General features: G+C 32.6%; 1 protein-coding gene. It reads right to left on the bottom strand.

The window, feature by feature from the left end; genetic code table 11:
* The coding region (locus LQ617_RS15875) for a UTP--glucose-1-phosphate uridylyltransferase (protein ID WP_239740796.1) at positions 1 to 393 on the bottom strand (393 nt) is incomplete at both ends.

The following is a 393-nucleotide window of genomic DNA, read 5'->3' as shown; positions in this document are numbered from 1 at the left end:
TTAATTGTTTAATAGCTGGATTATCCGATTCAACAATGTCATCACCTAACAGTACGGCGAAAGGTTCGTTTCCAATAAATTGCTTCGCTGTATGAATCGCATGGCCTAATCCTTTTTGTTCTTTCTGTCTAACATAGAAAATATTCGCTAATTCTGTTGAATATTGAACTTTATCGAGTAATTCAAGTTTCCCTTTTTCATATAAAGTTGTTTCAAGTTCTTTTTGAATATCGAAATGATCTTCAATCGCGCGTTTATGTTTACCAGTTACAATGATAATATCTTCAATTCCAGCACGTGACGCTTCTTCTACAATATATTGAATTGTTGGTTTATCTAATATTGGTAACATTTCTTTAGGCATTGCTTTTGTAGCAGGTAAAAATCTTGTTC

Origin of the sequence: Mammaliicoccus sp. P-M59, from assembly GCF_022386135.1 — a bacterium.
Lineage (GTDB): Bacteria > Bacillota > Bacilli > Staphylococcales > Staphylococcaceae > Mammaliicoccus > Mammaliicoccus sciuri_A.
This window is presented reverse-complemented; position numbering and strand designations above follow the sequence as displayed.